The 15,015-nt window shown below is 71.1% G+C and carries 12 protein-coding genes; 10 read left to right on the forward strand and 2 right to left on the reverse strand.

Features of this window, described 5'->3' with window-relative positions; all coding sequences use genetic code 11:
- The first annotated feature begins 142 nt into the window (after nt 1–142).
- Genes ACSHV8_RS08865 through ACSHV8_RS08905 form a run of 9 tightly spaced genes read left to right on the forward strand, consistent with a single transcriptional unit; the run spans nt 143 to nt 11,795 of the window.
- Complete coding sequence (locus tag ACSHV8_RS08865) at nt 143–880, forward strand: alpha/beta hydrolase (RefSeq protein ID WP_436531215.1); 738 nt, start codon at nt 143–145, stop codon at nt 878–880.
- Nucleotides 877–2,082 carry an LLM class flavin-dependent oxidoreductase gene (locus ACSHV8_RS08870; RefSeq protein ID WP_436531217.1) on the forward strand — a complete coding sequence of 402 codons (1,206 nt, stop codon included), beginning with the start codon at nt 877–879 and terminating at the stop codon, nt 2,080–2,082. The genes ACSHV8_RS08865 and ACSHV8_RS08870 overlap by 4 nt, the downstream gene beginning before the upstream one ends.
- Nucleotides 2,083–2,111: 29 nt before the next feature.
- Entirely contained in the window at nt 2,112–3,308 is a 1,197-nt protein-coding gene (locus ACSHV8_RS08875; protein WP_436531219.1) for an acyl-CoA dehydrogenase family protein, read from the forward strand.
- Nucleotides 3,305–4,924 (forward strand): ABC transporter substrate-binding protein, encoded by a 1,620-nt coding sequence (locus ACSHV8_RS08880; RefSeq protein WP_436531220.1) that lies wholly within the window; start codon nt 3,305–3,307, stop codon nt 4,922–4,924. The genes ACSHV8_RS08875 and ACSHV8_RS08880 overlap by 4 nt, the downstream gene beginning before the upstream one ends.
- 13 nt (nt 4,925–4,937) lie before the next feature.
- The gene (locus tag ACSHV8_RS08885) at nt 4,938–5,894 is read left to right on the forward strand and encodes an ABC transporter permease (RefSeq protein ID WP_436531222.1); all 957 of its coding nucleotides are present in this window, start codon (nt 4,938–4,940) and stop codon (nt 5,892–5,894) included.
- Entirely contained in the window at nt 5,891–6,763 is an 873-nt protein-coding gene (locus ACSHV8_RS08890; protein ID WP_436531224.1) for an ABC transporter permease, read from the forward strand. Before ACSHV8_RS08885 ends, ACSHV8_RS08890 begins: the two co-directional genes overlap by 4 nt.
- Nucleotides 6,760–8,379: a dipeptide ABC transporter ATP-binding protein gene (locus ACSHV8_RS08895; RefSeq protein WP_436531226.1), complete on the forward strand. Its 1,620-nt coding sequence runs from the start codon at nt 6,760–6,762 to the stop codon at nt 8,377–8,379. The genes ACSHV8_RS08890 and ACSHV8_RS08895 overlap by 4 nt, the downstream gene beginning before the upstream one ends.
- Nucleotides 8,366–10,075 carry an ABC transporter ATP-binding protein gene (locus ACSHV8_RS08900; RefSeq protein ID WP_436531228.1) on the forward strand — a complete coding sequence of 570 codons (1,710 nt, stop codon included), beginning with the start codon at nt 8,366–8,368 and terminating at the stop codon, nt 10,073–10,075. Before ACSHV8_RS08895 ends, ACSHV8_RS08900 begins: the two co-directional genes overlap by 14 nt.
- Nucleotides 10,065–11,795 carry an ABC transporter ATP-binding protein gene (locus tag ACSHV8_RS08905; RefSeq protein ID WP_436531230.1) on the forward strand — a complete coding sequence of 577 codons (1,731 nt, stop codon included), beginning with the start codon at nt 10,065–10,067 and terminating at the stop codon, nt 11,793–11,795. The genes ACSHV8_RS08900 and ACSHV8_RS08905 overlap by 11 nt, the downstream gene beginning before the upstream one ends.
- Nucleotides 11,796–11,816: 21 nt before the next feature.
- Here ACSHV8_RS08905 and ACSHV8_RS08910 read toward each other — a convergent pair whose 3' ends face one another.
- Nucleotides 11,817–12,860 carry an asparaginase gene (locus tag ACSHV8_RS08910; protein ID WP_436531232.1) on the reverse strand — a complete coding sequence of 348 codons (1,044 nt, stop codon included), beginning with the start codon at nt 12,858–12,860 and terminating at the stop codon, nt 11,817–11,819.
- Nucleotides 12,861–12,970: 110 nt separating this feature from the next.
- On the opposite strand from ACSHV8_RS08910, the gene ACSHV8_RS08915 reads away from it, so the two are divergent.
- Entirely contained in the window at nt 12,971–13,705 is a 735-nt protein-coding gene (locus tag ACSHV8_RS08915) for an HAD family hydrolase (RefSeq protein ID WP_436531234.1), read from the forward strand.
- Here ACSHV8_RS08915 and ACSHV8_RS08920 read toward each other — a convergent pair.
- Nucleotides 13,702–14,952 carry a helix-turn-helix domain-containing protein gene (locus ACSHV8_RS08920; protein ID WP_436531235.1) on the reverse strand — a complete coding sequence of 417 codons (1,251 nt, stop codon included), beginning with the start codon at nt 14,950–14,952 and terminating at the stop codon, nt 13,702–13,704. The genes ACSHV8_RS08915 and ACSHV8_RS08920 overlap by 4 nt on opposite strands.
- Between the last annotated feature and the right edge of the window lie 63 nt (nt 14,953–15,015).

Raw genomic sequence — 15,015 nt, forward strand, 5'->3', positions numbered from 1 at the left:
GAAGTTGATCTTGATCGGAGCCACCGGCGGACCGATAAGCGCACGCGATCGCAGCGATCGCGGAATCGTGTTGGACAGCGGAAACAAATCTCTACTAGTTTGGTGGGCGTTCTAGGGTTTGCCTACGGAAGGTCCCCAACCCATGACTCTCGCCTCCGAGGACACCGTCCTCACCTGGACCGAACCCGACCCGATCCCGCTGCGCGGGACGCTGGTCCTGCTCCCCGGACGCGGCGAGTCCGCCCAGGTCTACGAGCGTTTCGGCCGGCGCCTGGCCGCCGACGCCTACCGGGTGCACGCGATCTCGGCCCCGTCGGACGACCCGGCGCGCGTCGCCGACCGGCTCACCGACCTCCTGGAGGGCGCCGACCCGGAGAAGCCACGGATCGTCGTCGGCTCGGACGCCGGCGCCGCGTTCGCCGCCCACCTGGCCGCCAACCGCCGGCTGCCGCGCGCCTCGGCCCTGATCCTGGCCGGTCTCCCGGCCGGTCCGACCGCCGCCGCCAACCGCGACTGGGACGCCGAACTGGACGCCCGCAGCTCCTGCCCGACCCACCGCGGCCGGATCAGCGAGGCCGGCGTCCGCCGCGGCGAACTCTTCACCGACCTGCCGGCCGACTGGTTCGACCCGGACGTGCCCGGCGAGATCACCGTCCCGGTCCTGGGCCTGCACGGCGCGAACGACCCGATCAGCCCTCTCGACGGCATCCGCGGCTGGTACGCCGCCGTGCCCCGCGCCGACCTGGTCAGCATCGCCGGCGCCCCGCACGACGTGCTCAACGACCAGACCCACCGCACGGCCGCCGCGACCGTCGTCCTGTTCCTGGAACGCCTGCGCAACGGCGCGCCGCTCGCCCGCACCGAGAGGACCTACTCATGAGCATCCCCGATTTCGGTGAGACCCTGCCCGCGACCGCGTCGCCCGAGGCCGAGTTCATCAGCCTGACCCACCTGAACCCGTCGACCGAACTGAACCCGATCCCGAGCCGGGGCATCGACTTCGACTTCTTCAAGAAGTACGTGGCGACGCTCGAAGAGTCCGGCTATGACTACACGCTGCTGCCCTACGGTTCGAACAGCGCCGACTCGTTCGTCACCGCCGCCGCGGTCGGCCAGCTCACCGAGCGGATCAAGCCGATCGTGGCGCTGCGCCCGAACACCACCCCGCCGACCGTCGGCGCGCAGAAGCTGGCCACGCTCGACCAGCTCACCCAGGGCCGCGCGGTCGTCCACCTGATCTCCGGGGGCAGCGACGCCGAGCAGGCGCGGCAGGGCGACTACCTGCCCAAGTCCAAGCGGTACGCCCGCACCTCCGAATACGTCGACGTGCTGCGCCGCTCGTGGACCGAGCCGGCCGCGTTCAGCCACGAGGGCGAGTTCTACAAGTTCGACGAGTTCGGGCCCGGCTTCGCGCCCTACGCGGGTCCGATTCCGATCAGCATCGGCGGTCAGTCCGACGAGGCGTTCGCGGTCGGCGGCGCCAAGGCCGACATCTTCAGCTTCTGGGGCGAACCCCTGGACGACCTGCGCAGCGAGATCGACCGGGTGCACGGCATCGCCCGCGACGCCGGCCGGACCACCCTGCCCCGGATCTGGGTCACGTTCCGCCCGATCATCGCGAAGACCGACGAACTCGCCTGGGCCAAGGCCCACGACTACGTCTCCAAGATCGCCGAGAACTTCGCGAGGGTACGGCCGTTGCTGGCCGGGACGAATCCGCAGAACGTCGGATCCCAGCGCGCCCTCGCGTTCGCCGACCGTTCCGAGCTCTACGACCGCGCGCTCTGGACCCGCACGGCCGCGGTCACCAACGCCGCCGGCGCCTCGACCGCGCTGGTCGGCTCGCCCGAGACGGTGGCCGCGGCGATCCTGGACTACATCGACCGGGGCGCGTCCCTGGTGTCGATCCGCGGCTACGACACCCTGGCCGACGCGGCCGACTACGGCAAGCACGTGCTGCCGCTGGTCCGGCAGGAACTGGCGCACCGCAAGGCGACCGGTCAGCGCGGCCGGCTGCAGGCCGAGCACCTGGGCAACTACGGCACGGAATACCGCGAGTTCGCCACGGCCGGCCAGCCGTGACCAGCGCCGGAATATCCAGCCGGACCTTCGTGGCGCCCGATCTGTCGGACGCGGCCCTGGCGAAGGTCACCGCGGAGATCGCCGCCCACGCCGCCGAGTTCGACCGCACCGGCGACATCCCGTGGCCCGGTTTGGAGGCGGCGCACCGCGCGGGCCTGCTCACGGCCACGGTCGGCCCGCGTTTCGGCGGCCCCGGCGTCGGGCCGCGCGACACGGCCCGCATTCTCACCGCGATCGGCGAGGGCGACGCCTCCGTGGGTCTGCTCGCCGCCAACCTGCTCAACACGCACGCCGCTCAGGCTGCCCATCCGACCTGGCCGGCCGCGTACTACGACGACCTGCTGCGCCGGTCGGAGGAGGGCCCGGCGCTGGCCAACGCGATCCGCGCCGAACCCGAGCTGGGCGCCCCGGCCCGCGGCGGTCTCCCCAAGACCACGATCACCCGGGACGGCGATGGCTGGCTGCTCAACGGCCACAAGGCGTACGCCACCGGCGGCTCGGCCCTGGCCTACCACATCGTGTGGGCGGTGGCCGAGGAGCCGGCTGGCGCTGACGGCTCGGTTCCGGGCTCCGGGACAGCCGTGAGCACCAGCCGGGCACCGCGAGTGGGGCACGTGATCGTGCCCGGGGACAGCGACGGCATCACCTGGATCGACACGTGGGACCACATCGGCCTGCGCGCCTCCAACACCCACGACGTCGTCTACGAGAACGTCCGGTTGCCGCTGGACGCGTTCGTCGAGATCCCCCGCGGCGCCGACGGCGTCTACCGCGACCCGGCCGCCGCCACCGGACCCGGCAGTTTCGGTCACCCGGCCCTCTACATCGGCGTGGCCCGGGCCGCCCGCTCCGCTTTCGCCGACTACGCCCGCTCCCGGGTCCCCACCGCCCTGGGCCGTCCGATCGCCGAGACCGAACGGATCCAGTCGGTCGCCGGCGAGATCGAACTGCAGATCACCCAGGCCGAGACCCTGCTGCACGGCGCGCTGCTGCGCCTGGCCGCCGGTGACCAGCCGGACCTGTCGGCGATCAAAGTCGCGATCGCCCGGTCGGTGATCGCCGCGACCCAGACCGCGGTCGCCGCGCTCGGCAATCCCGGTCTCTCCCGCCATCACCCCCTGGAACGCCACCTGCGCGACGCCCTCTGCATCCGGGTCCACCCTCCCCAGGAGGACGCCGTGCTGCTGGCGAGTGGACGCCGCGTACTCAAAAAGGATAATTCATGAAAAGTAGATATACCGCCGTGGCCCTCGCCGGCCTGCTCGCCCTCGCCGGTTGCGGCGACGGCGCCGGATCGGCCGACGCCGCCCAGAAGACCCTCAAGGTCTCCTTCTGGCCGGACAACCCCACCTTCTCCTGCATCGACCCGTTCCAGGTCTACTGGATCGAGAGCCGCACGATCATCCGCAACTTCGCCGACTCGCTGACCGACCAGGACCCGAAGACCGGGAAGATCGTCCCCTGGCTGGCCGAGAAGTGGGAGATCGGCCCGGACGGCAAGACCTACACGTTCCACCTGCGCGACGGCGTCACGTTCGCCAACGGCAAGAAGCTCGACGCGCAGGCCGTCGCCGACAACGCCACCGGCTGGATCGACACGGTCAAGGCCACCAACGGCGCGGCCTACGGCGCGTCGTACATCCAGGGCCTGACCGGCGCCAAGGTGATCGACCCGCTGACCGTCGAGTTCGACCTGAGCGCCCCGAACTCGTCGTTCCTGCAGGCCACCTCGACCACCAACCTGGCCATCACCGACCCGGCCGAGTTCCAGCTCACCCCGGCCGACCGCTGCACCGGCAAGGGGGTCGTCGGCTCCGGCCTGTTCGCGCTGGACCACTACACGGCCAAGGTGGAGACCGTCCTGACCAAGCGGGCCGGCTACACCTGGGGTTCGGAGACGTCGACCAACCGGGGCGAGGCCAAGCTCGACAAGGTCGTCTTCAACTACGTCGCCGAGGACAGCGTCCGCACCGGCAACCTGGTCAGCGGGGCCACCGACATCGCCTGGCCGCGTAACCCGTTCTCGCCGCAGGACGAGCAGCTGATCAAGAAGTCGGGCGACACGGTGGAGAGCCGGTCGCTGCCGGGCGTCGCCTACAACCTGTACGCGAACACGGCGGCCGGTCACCCGCTGGTCGACCCGGCGCTGCGGCAGGCACTGAGCAAGGCGATCGACCGCAAGACGTACGCGACGACGATCTACGGCGCCGACTACCCGACCGTCGAGGGGCCGTTCGAGACCACCACGCCGTACTTCAAGTCCCTGGCGGGCAAGCTGGGCTACGACCCCGAGGGTGCGAAGAAGCTGCTCGACGGGGCCGGCTGGGCCCCGGGCGCGGACGGCATCCGGGTCAAGGACGGCAAGAAGCTCACGATCGACTTCCCGATCACCGCCGGTTTCGCCGGGCCGGAGCTGCTGCAGGCCGAGCTCAAGCAGGTCGGTATCGACCTGGCGCTGCGCACACTGACCACCGCGCAGCAGGCCACCTACCTGAAGGAGGGCTCGTACGACCTGACGAGCACCTACTTCACCCGGGCCGACCCGGGCGCCCTGCAGTTCATCCTGAACCCGGAGGTGGCCAACTCCAAGGCCCTGGCCACGAACGCCACCACCCCGGACGTCACCAAGAAGATCCAGGACCTGTTCGCCAAGGCGCTGCAGACCACCGACACCGCGCAGACCGAGGCGGCCTACGCCGAGCTGCAGGACTACCTGGTCGACCAGGGCGTCACCATCCCGCTGTTCGAGCGGCTGCAGAAGGCCGGCGTGAGCAGCAAGGTGCACGGGTTCGCGTTCACCTCGGAGAGCTTCCTCAAGCTCAACGACGTCACGAAGGACTGAGAGGACGCGACCCATGATCCGCTATGTCGTGGGTCGCGTCGTTCAGGCGATCGCCGTCCTCTGGGCGGCGTTCACCCTGACCTTCGCGATCCTGTACCTGCTGCCCAGCAACCCGATGCAGTTGCAGCTGGCCGCGGCCGGCATCCAGGAGGACAGCCTCACCCCGGACCAGTACGCCGCCATGAGGCACAAGTTCGGCCTCGACGAGTCCATCGCGGCCCAGTACTGGCACCACCTCACGGGTGTCCTGCACGGCGACTTCGGTGACTCGCTGACCCAGCAGGTACCGGTCACCGACCTGATCGGACAGCGGATCGGGCCGACCCTGCTGCTCAGCGTCACCGCCGCGGTGGTGTCGCTGATCGCCGGGTCGGCCCTCGCCTACCTCGCCACGTTCGTCCGCTGGAACCCGCTGCGGATCGTGCTGACCCGCCTGCCCGCGCTCGGCGCGTCGTTCCCGCAGTTCTTCATCGCGCTGTTCCTGATCCAGTTCCTGTCGTTCCAGCTCGGCTGGCTCCCGGCCACCGGCATCGAGGGTGTCCCGTCGCTGATCATGCCGGTCCTGACCATCTCGGTGGTGACGTCCTCGGTCCTGGCCCAGGTCCTGATCAAGAGCTTCGACGAGACCCTCGCCCAGGCCTACGTGACAACAGCAAGAGCAAAAGGCCTTTCCCGTACGGCGGTGCACCTGCGCCACGCGTTCCGCAACGCCGCCCTGCCGGCCATGACCATTCTCGGCGTGATCGTCGGCCTCACGGTGACCAGTTCGATCGTGGTCGAGACGGTCTTCACCCGGGAGGGCGTCGGCAAGCTGGCCCAGGAGGCCGTGCTGGCCCAGGACGTCCCGGTCGTCCTGGCCGTCGTGACGCTCGCGGCCACGATCTTCGTCACCGTCAACCTGATCGTCGACCTGCTGTATCCGCTGCTCGACCCGCGGATCTCGCACACCCCGGAGGTGGTGCCGGTATGACCGCCGTGGTCACCGAGGCGGTTGTCACCGCCACCGACGAGCACACTGTCCGGCGTGTCGGAAAAATCTGGACATTGATCCGCAAGCCCGGCTTTCTGCTGGCGTCCATTTACGTGGCTTTTGTCGTCGCAGTCGCCTTCCGGCCGGGCCTGTTCACCGGGCAGGATCCCTACGCGACCGATCCGGCGACCGCCATGCAGGCGCCCAGCGGAAGTCACCTGTTCGGCACCGACGTCTACGGGCGCGACCTGTGGAGCCGCGTCCTGCACGGCTCCCCGCTGACCATCAAGGCGACCCTGATCGCCCTGGTCATCGCCTTGATCGCCGGTCTCGGCCTGGGCATCCTGGCCGGCTTCTTCGGCGGCCTGACCGACTCGTTCCTGATGCGGATCATCGACGTGCTGCTGGCCATCCCCGGCCTGCTGCTCGCGCTCTCGATCGTCACCGCGCTCGGCTACGGCACCATCCCGGTCGCGGTGGCGGTCGGTGTCGGCATCGTCCCCGGCTTCGCCCGGACGACACGAGCCGAGGTGCTCCGGGTCAAGACGTTGCCGTACGTCGAAGCGGCCCGGGCCGGCGGTGCGAGCTGGGGTCGGGTCCTGCTGCGGCACATCCTGCCCAACTCGTGGGGCCCGGTGGCCGTGCTGGCCGTCCTGGACGCCGGTGTGGCCATCATCGCGATCGCGTCGCTCAGCTTCCTCGGTTTCGGGGCCGCGCCGCCGGCCGCCGAGTGGGGCACGCTGATCGCCGACGGCCGCAACTACCTGGTCACCGCCTGGTGGCTGAGCCTGCTCCCGGGCCTGTTCGTCGCCCTGCTCGTCCTGAGCCTCAATCACATCGCCAAGACGTTCCAGGAGCTGAACCGATGAGCCTCGTGGAGATCAGCGGACTCGACGTCGGCTATGTCCGGCACCGTCACCTGCAGCCGGCCGTGACCGGTCTTGATCTGACCGTCGGCGAGGCCGAGGTGGTGGCCATCGTCGGCGAGTCCGGCTCCGGCAAGACCACCACCGGCAACGCGCTGATCGGCCTGCTGCCGTCCAACGGCCGGATCACGGCCGGTTCGATCGTGGTCGACGGTGTCCAGACCGCCCACGCCGGCGAGCGCACCCTGCGCCGGCTGCGCGGCTCCACGGTCGGCCTGATCCCGCAGGACCCGATGGTCGGCCTGAACCCGACCAAGCGCATCGGGGCCCAGGTCGCCGAGGCCGTCAAGCTGCGCGGCATCGCCGGCCCGGCCGCGCACGCCGAGGTGATCGAGCACCTGACCCAGGCCGGCGTGCCCGAGCCGGAGCTGCGCGCCCGGCAGTACCCGCACGAGCTCTCGGGTGGCCTCCGGCAGCGCGTCCTGATCGCCATCGCCCTGGCCGGCCGCCCGAAAATGATCATTGCCGACGAGCCGACCAGCGCCCTCGACGTCACCGTCCAGAAGCGCATCCTCGACCACCTCGGCGGCCTGGTCCGCGAGCAGGGCATCTCCCTGCTGATCATCACGCACGACCTGGCCGTCGCGGCCGACCGCGCCGACCGGGTCGTCGTCATGCGGCACGGTCGCAAGGTCGACGAGGGCGACCCGGCGACCATTCTCAACACTCCGCGGGAGGGCTACACCCGCCAGTTGATCGCCGCCGCGCCCCGGCTGGCCCATGGAGGGCAATTAAAAGCCCATTTCGACGTACGGGGTGAGCCCACGCCCGACCCGATCCTGACGCTCACCGGGGTCGGCAAGACGTTCGCGGTCACCGATCCGCGCCGCGGCCGGCGGGGCTTCAACGCCCTGGAGGACGTGAGCGTGTCGGTGCCCCGCGGCCGCACCCACGCCCTGGTCGGCGAGTCCGGCTGCGGCAAGACGACCACCCTGCGGATCGCACTCGGCCTGGAGTCGGCCACCACCGGTTCGATCGTCCTGGACGGCACCGAGATCCGCGGACTGTCGTGGAGCCGGATGCGGCCGTTGCGGCGGACCGCGCAGCTCGTGCACCAGGACCCGTTCGCCACACTCGACCCGAAGTTCACCGTCCGCCAGTCGGTGACCGAGCCCCTGGTGTCGTTCCGGATCGGCGACCGGCGCAGCCGCGAGGCCCGCGCCCGGGAACTGCTCGACCAGGTCGCGCTGCCCGCCGCGTACCTGGACCGGCTGCCGGCCGAACTCTCCGGCGGCCAGCGCCAGCGCGTCGCCATCGCCCGCGCCCTCGCCCTGGAACCTCGGCTGCTGATGCTCGACGAGCCGGTCTCCGCGCTCGACGTGCTGGTCCAGGAGCAGATCCTGCGCCTCCTGGCCGACCTGCAGGAGCGGCTCGGACTCTCGTACCTGTTCGTCTCGCACGACCTGGCCGTGGTCGCGCAGATCTCGCACACCGTCTCGGTGATGAGTCAGGGCCGGGTCGTCGAGGAGGGTCCGGTCGCGCAGGTCTTCGGCGACCCGCGGAGCGAGTACACCCGCGAGCTGATCGACGCCATCCCGGGCCGCCGTGTCGACGCCTGACCTGCGCCGGAGGTCCGCCCTCGCCGCCCAGCTGGCCGGGGCCCGCGTCAACCCGGGAACGGCCGTCGTCGCCACCGTCGCCGGCCTGATCAACGGATCGACCATGGTGGCCGGTGCGTCGGCGATCGCCTGGGCCACCGATCACCTGGTCGTCCCGGCGCTCTCCGGCCGGCCCGTCCCGGCCCGCGCGTGGTGGCTGAGCGCCCTGTTCATCCTCGGGGTCTCGGCCACCCGGTGGGCCACCATCCTGATCCGCGGCGTCAGCACCGGCCGCGTCCAGTTCCGGGCCCAGGCCGAGACCCGGCGCGCGGTCGTGCGCCGCTACCTCGACCTGCACCCGGACTGGCACCGCGAACGACCACCGGGCAAGCTCCTCGCGCACGCGGGCGGGGACGTGGACGCGCTCTGGTCGCCCATGCAGTTCGCGTACTTCGCCGTCGGCATGGTGTTCATGCTGTTCCTGGCCCTGTCCGAGCTGTTCCGGCGGGCGCTGCCGCTCGGGCTGATCGGGCTCGCGCTGGTCGTGCTGGTGCTCGGGCTGAACGTGACCTATCAGCGGCTGCTCGCACCGCGCGCCCGCGACGCGCAAGAGGCCCGCGGGGTGGTCAGCGGCGTCGCGCACGAGTCGATCGAGGGCGGTCCGGTCGTACGCGCGCTGGGGTTGATCGAGATCGAGGACGCCCGGCTGGCCTCCGGAGTCGAGCGGCTGCGCACCGCCGACCTGCGGATGGCCTCGGTCAGCTCGGTCTTCGACCCGCTGCTCGAACTGCTGCCGACCGCGGCCGTGCTGGTCGTGCTCGCCGTCGGGGCGCCGCTCGTGCAACGCGGGAGCCTCACCGTGGGTGACCTGGTGGGCGTGGTCTATCTGCTGATCACCATCGCGATCCCGCTGAATGTGATCAGTCGATTCCTGTCCATGCTGCCGATGTCGGCCGCGGGCCGCGAGCGCGTCCAGGGTGTGCTGGGGAGTGCTCACGTCGTACCCAATGGTGATCTTGATCTGGGGTCGTCGCGGCCGATGCGGGTGGAGCTGCGTGGCGCCGGGGTCAGCCGGCAGGGTCGCCGCATCGTCTCCGACCTGGACCTGGTGCTGGAACCGGGCACGATCACGGTGGTCGTCGGGCCGGTCGGCTCGGGCAAGACGACGCTGCTCGACCTGGCCGGCGGGCAGACCCACGCGGACACCGGCGCGGTGCTGCTGGACGGCCTCGACGTGCGCGACCTGACCCGCGACGCGGTCCCGGCCCACGTCTCGGTGCTGTCGCAGAGTCCGTTCCTGTTCGCCGAATCGATCCGCGACAATCTGACGCTCGGTGGTGGTTTCACCGAGCCGGAGGTGTGGGAGGCGCTGCGGCAGGCCGCGGCCGACGAGATCGTGCGCGGGCTGCCGGACGGCCTGGACACCGTGGTGGGGGAGCGCGGCGCGACGCTGTCGGGTGGGCAGCGGCAGCGGATCTGCCTGGCCCGGGCCCTGCTGCGCAAGCCGCGTCTGCTGATCCTCGACGATGCGACGTCGGCGCTCGACGCCCGGGTCGAACGGCAGGTCCTGACCGCCCTCGCCGCCCTGGTCGCCGCCGGTGGCCCGACCGTCCTGCTCAGCACCAACCGCCCGGCCCCGCTGACGATCGCCGACCAGGTCGTCACCCTGCGGGCCGGCCGGCTCGAAGTCCCCCAGGAGTCGACAAGTGTCCACTGAGCTGCTCACCGACCTGTCCCGGGTCGGCCCGCGCCGCCTGATCGCCACCGCCGTCCGGGTCTCCCCGCAGCTGCGCCAGGGACTGTGGGTGACCGCGCTGCTGGCCCTGCTGGCCGGCGCCGGCCGGATCATCGCGCCGCTCACCGTCCAGCACGTGATCGACTCCGGCGTCGACCCGGACACCGTCGGCCCGGCCGTCGCGGTCGGCGCCGCCGCGGTCGTCCTCGCCGGAGTCTCGTCGCTGCTGCTCAACCGCCGCCTGCAGACCAAGGTCGAGGCGGCGCTGGCCGGTCTGCGCCGCGACGGCCTGCGCCGGGTCCACGACATGGCCGCGTCCACCGCCGACCGGGCGCCCAGCGCCGACCTGGTCACCCGCCTGACCAGCGACCTCGACCAGGTGACGACGTTCCTGCAGGGCGGCGGCATCCAGTTCCTGACCAACGCCGCCCAGTTGCTCATCGCCACCGGCATCCTGCTCGTCTACAGCTGGCAGCTGGCCGTGCCGGTCCTGCTGATCACCGCCGTACTGCTGGCCGTGATGACCCGGACCCAGCGCCTGATCGCCCGCCGTTACGACCGCGCCCGCCGCGACCTGTCGGCCCTGCAGAGCGCGGTCGCCGAAGCGGTCACCGGCGGCCCGCTGATCCGGTCCACCGGCACCCAGGCCCGCACCCGCGCCCGCCTCGACCAGGCCGTCGACCGCTCCCGGGACAGCCTGATCGGCACCCAGATCCCGCTGCACGCCAACGCGTCCCTGGGCGAACTGGCCATCTCCGCGATGACCGTGACCGTGCTGCTCGGCGGCGTGTGGTGGGGCCGGCTCACGTCCGGGCAGGTCGTCGCCATGGTGTTCCTGGTGACGTTCTTCGTCCGCCCGCTGCAGTTCGTCGTCCAGAGCCTCGGCGAGGCCCAGAACGCGCTGACCGGCTGGCGCCGCGCCCTCGAACTGGTCACCACCCCGGCCGCGCTGCACGGCGACGGCATCCCGCTGCCCCCGGGCCCGGTCGGCGTACGCCTGGACGGCGTCTCGGCCCGCTACGGGACCGGCCCGCTCGTCCTGCACGACGTCACCGTCACCATCCGGCCGGGCGAGCACGTCGCCGTGGTCGGCCGCACCGGCTCCGGCAAATCCACCTTCGCCAAACTCCTCACCCGGCGCCTGGACCCGGCCGCCGGCGACATCCACCTCTCCGGCGTGCCCCTGGCCGACCTGGCCGACCTGGCCGGGCGCGTCGCCATCGTCCCCCAGGACCCGTTCCTGTTCGACGGCACGATCGGCCACAACATCCGCCTCGGCGCGTCACCCTCGGCCGACGCCCACCAGATCCTGGAACGCCTCGGCCTGCGCGACTGGCTGGCCACCCTCCCGGACGGCCTGGACACCCGGGTCGGCGTACGCGGCGAACGCCTCTCCATCGGCGAACGCCAACTGGTCGCCCTGGCCCGCACCGCCCTGGCCGACCCCGACCTGGTCATCTTCGACGAAGCCACCTCCGGCATCGACCCGGCCACCGACGCCGTCGTCCAGCAGGCCCTGACGTCGCTGACCCGGGGCCGCACGACGATCTCCATCGCGCACCGGATGTCCCTGGCCGAGGCGGCCGACCGCGTCCTGCTCTTCGCCGACGGGCGGCTGCTCCAATCCGGGCCGCCCGCCGCCCTGCGCGAGACGCCGGGCCCCTACGCCACCCTGGTCGCGGCCTGGCAGACCTCGGCCTGACGCGTTTGTCCCGCCGGTCCGTCACCCGGCCCGGTGGCCGGGCCACGGCCACGAATCGGCGGCAGCCATCCCGCCCGCGGCGGCGAACGCATCCCTGATCTGCCGACGGTCGGCGCCGGTGGCCATGGCCAGATGCAGCAGGATCCGGGCCTTGTACGGATGCAGCAGCCCGGCCCCGACCAGCCCGCGATCGAGCAGGTCCCGCTCCGACCCGGAAAAGCCGTAGGTGTCGCTGAGGACCGCACCGGCGCCGGTCCGGGAGGCGAGCACGACCGGGATCCGGGCCGCGGCCTCGGCCAGCGCGGGCACCCAGCGCTCCGATACGTGCCCGACCCCGAACCCGGCGACGACCAGGCCGTCCACACCGGTCGCGACGGCCCGGAGCACCCGGTCGTCGTCGCCGAGCGTGGCGGTGTACAGCGCCACCACCGGCGTGGCGGCTGCCATCACCGGCAGGACGTGGCGCCCGGCCGGCCGGTTGATCAGGTGCGGCCGTCCCTCGATCACGTAGCCGACGGCCCCGCCGTCCGGCGACCCGAACGCCGCCACACTCGTCGAGTGCAGTTTCCGCACCCGGCGGGCCGCGTGGATCTCGTCGGCCAGCACGACGAGACAGCCGTGGCCACGAGCGGCCGGGTCGGCGGCGACGAGGATCGCGGCCAGCAGATTCGCCGGCCCGTCGGCCCCGGCCATCATCGGGTTCCGCATCGCCCCGGTGATGACCACCGGTTCCGGCCGGGCGTGCAGCAGATCGAGAACGTACGCGGTCTCCTCGATCGTGTCCGTGCCCTGCGTGACCACCACCCCGGCGACGCCCGTGGCGAGACGCTCCCCGATCACGCCGACCAGCTCGACAAGATCGTCGATGGTCAGTGAACCACCCGGCCGCGTCCGAAACGTCAGCGCCTCGACCTCGACCCCGGCCCGGTCCAACCCGGGAACCGCGTCGAGGAGCTGCCGGGCCGACAGGGTCGGCGCGACACCGCCGTCCCCGCTCGACGTCATCGCGATCGTGCCACCCAGCCCGACCACGAGAACCCGCGACCCGCCCGGCTCTGCAGCCAAAACCCGGCCTCCCTCACCGACGGTGACCAATATCGGTCAGCCTAACGGTTCGCCGTTGGGCCGGCGCTCGACACGGACCAGCCGCCACGTCGTATGGGACGATGTCGCGCGTGGAGTTACAAGCCGGTGGCCTGGTCGTCTGGGATGTGGACGGCACACTAATCCCGGCGGATCTGCGGTGGCTGCGCCGGGCCATCTCCAGGACGTACAGGCTGGACGAGGCGGCCGTCGTCTTCCCCGGGCAGAAGGTGCACGGCTACACCGACGAGTCGATCGTCGTGGACACGGCACTGGCGTCGGGCGTTTCCCCGGCCGACGCCGAGAACGGCATTGCCGAGTTCCCGGCGATCCTGGCCGCCGTGATGGAATCCGGGCGGGACGAGCTGCGGCAGGATCAACCGCCGTTCCCGGGCGCGCTCGCCACCATCGAGGAACTCCACCGGCGAGGATTCGTCCAGACGGTTCTGACCGGCAATCTCCGTTCCGCGGCCGAGGTCAAGCTCGACACGGCCGGCCTGAGCGAGCACCTGGATCTCGATGTCGGTGGCTACGGCTCCGATGACCGCGATCGATTCCGCCTCCCGGCCGTCATCGGGCGGCGATTCACCGAGAAATACGGGGTCCCGCTGGAACCGAGGCGTACGGTCGTCATCGGCGACGCCCCGAACGACATCGCCTGCGCCCGGCACGCGGGTTTCTGGGCCATCGTGGTGACCCACCGAGCCACCCGCGACGAATTGGAACCCTACGATCCCGATGCCCTCGTCGACCGGCTCGCCCCGGAAACGATCGCGTCGCTGATCGACTCCTTCGTGAACGGCGATCACATGCCGCCCACGAGCTAGGCCGCGCGCATCCGTTCGTCCAGCTGACGGACGGCCGGCTCGGAATCGGAACGGGCCAGCCGCAGCCTGGCCAACCGGGCTCGCTTGATACCCCGGATATTTCCCGCCGATTTCAGTTGCTCATAGGTGCTGCCCAAAAGCTGGCAACCCGCATCGAGACTGCCGGCCCGGACGTAAGCGCCGGCGAGGTCGACCCGGGCGGCGAGGGCGACATTGGCGTTCTTTCCGTCGCTCGCCAGTTCGCGGATGGCTCTCTCCAGAGCTACGACGGCCCGGCTGGGCCGGCCGAGGAGCAGATGACATGTTCCCTCGTAGACCAGGACCCGATTGGGATTCCAGTCGCTGTAGAGCCCGATCCGATCGCCGGGGTCGATCTCCGCTGCGGCCTTCCGGGCGCGGCCGAGCGCGTCCTCGGTCTCTCCGCGGAGGCTCAGCGCCGCGTATGTCTGCGCCTGTTCCGCCGCAATTCGCGCGCGAGCGGCCGGGCTCAGGTGCTCCGACGCCTGGGCCGCTTCGTCCAGGAGTCGCAGTCCGACGATCATGTCCCCGCCGGCGCCGATCAGCGCTGAGGCTTCCGAGTGGAGATTGCTCTCGAAGATCCTGGCGGTCGCGCCGAGACCGGGATTCTTCAGATCGTCCGCGAGGGTGCGGGCGTAGGCGCAGTGGGCCAGCGCGTTGGCGCGGTTTCCCTGTGCGCTCCACAGCCGGCTTGCCACGATGGAGGCCTCACCGAGCATCACGCCGATCTTTTCGCGCAACGGGTCCGAGCCGGCACTGCGAAACAGCGTCGACAGGCATTCCCGGTGTGCTTCGACCAGACTCAGCAGAGCGGCCGGGGCCACGGCCTGCCTCTGTCCGGCCAGCATTCGGGTGACCCGCGAGAAACTGTTCCAATCGCCGCCCGGCCGGGCATCGATCGGCTCGGGCGTGAGGGCCGGCCGCTGAAGTGCTGTACCGCTGATCCGGACGACGGAAATCCGCTGCCGGTTGACGTCGGCGATGATCTGGTCGTACGCCTCCACGAGGGAACGCTCGGTCCTGAGAACTACGTCGCAGCTTTCCCAGAACGTTCGTCCGATGATTTGCCGCCCGCATTCCACGTTGGCGATCGTGCTGCGGCCGTAATGGATGCGGCTGTCGTCTGCCAGCGAATCCTGGGTGAATCCCGCGGCCTTGCGATACGCCGCCAGCTGTCGGCCCAGTGCCCACCATGCGCCGTCGGCATCGGATTGCGAGGCTGATGTCATCGGCGGCCCCCGGTCGTCTCGACTGCCGCGGCCGTGCGGTGGCCGCAGGGTGTGGCGCGACTG

Origin of the sequence: Actinoplanes sp. HUAS TT8, assembly GCF_051380535.1 — a bacterium.
Taxonomy (GTDB): Bacteria; Actinomycetota; Actinomycetes; order Mycobacteriales; family Micromonosporaceae; genus Actinoplanes.